Origin of the sequence: Streptomyces olivochromogenes, assembly GCF_001514115.1 — a bacterium.
Classification (GTDB): domain Bacteria; phylum Actinomycetota; class Actinomycetes; order Streptomycetales; family Streptomycetaceae; genus Streptomyces; species Streptomyces olivochromogenes.
Genome location: NZ_KQ948531.1, coordinates 1 through 1,273 on the forward strand (window position 1 = coordinate 1; position 1,273 = coordinate 1,273).

Sequence of the window (1,273 nt, forward strand, 5' to 3'; positions counted from 1 at the left end):
GGGGCCAGCCGCTGCTCGGTGAGGAAGGCGTGGGCGGCGGTGACCAGGGTGGCGTGGTGGTGCCAGCCGTTCCAGGAGCGGCCTTCGAAATGGTCCAGGCCCAGACCGTGCTTGAGTTCGCGGTAGTCGTGCTCGATGCGCCAGCGGATCTTTGCCAGGCGGACCAGCTCCGGGATCGGGGTGTCGTCGGGCAGGTCGGACAGCCAGAAGCGGGTTGGTTTGTCCTCGCCGTCGGGCCATTCGGCCAGCAGCCGCGCCTGGGGCAGGACACCGTCCCACCGGCCGTGCTCGGCCACCGCGGCCTGCTGGGCCAGCCGGCGCGAGCGCACCCCGGCCGGACGGACCTTGACGGAGAGAAAGCGGGAGGTCATCGCTCCGCGGGAGCCCTCCCGCCAGGTCACCTCGGTGAAGGCTTCCCGTCCGGCGGCGGCTGCCAGGTCCGCCACCGTCACCGGCGGCTGCCGGTAGCGGGGCACCGGCGGGCGTCCGGTGCCGGACCAGGCCGGGGCGGCGGGGTGCGCATTGTGCGACTGAACAGTGATATCGCCGCGGATGCCGACCACATACGGGATGTCCCGCTCGGCCAGGGCGGCGCGGAAGTCCGCGTTCTGGCCGTAGCCGGCGTCGGCCACCACGACCGGCGGCACCAGTTGCCATGTGGCCAGTTCATCCAGGGCGTCCAGGGCCAGCCGCCACTTCTCACGGTGCCCGACGTCCTTGGGCACTCCGGTCCGCCGGCGTCGGAAGGTGTCCTTGGACCACTCCTGGGGCAGGAACAGCCGCCAGTTCAGCGGGCAGGAGGCCGTGTCGGAGACCGCGTGCACGCTGACCGCGACCTGGCAGTTGGCCTGCTTGCCCAAAGCGCCGCAGTACTGGTGGGCGACGCCGACCGACATTCTGCCGTCCTTGGGGAACGACACGTCGTCGACCGCCCAGGCGTCCGGGCCGATCTGCGGCACCAGCCGCCTGGCGATCCGCCGGCGCACCGGCACCGGGTCCCAGGTCGACTGGTTCACGAACTGCTGCAGGTTCTGCTCGTTGCCGTCCGGCAGCCGCGAGGCCATGGCCTGGATCGACTTGCGGCGACCGTCCGTCATCAGTCCCCGCAGATAGCAGTCGCTCTTGGCCCGCTGGTCCTTGCGCGGTATCGAGGCGAACACATCCGCCACGAATATCGCCAACTGGGCCCGAGCACGATTGACTTCATGTGCGTCCACACACTCCTCATGCCCCTGAACACGGCCAGCAGACAGACCTAACGGAGTCCTACTAG

Annotated in this window: 1 protein-coding gene; it reads right to left on the bottom strand. The window is 70.1% G+C overall.

Annotated features, from left to right (window positions below; genetic code table 11):
- A partial coding sequence (locus AQJ27_RS51415; protein ID WP_079065981.1) for an IS701 family transposase occupies positions 1-1,217 on the bottom strand: 1,217 nt, incomplete at its 3' end.
- Positions 1,218-1,273: the final 56 nt, after the last annotated feature.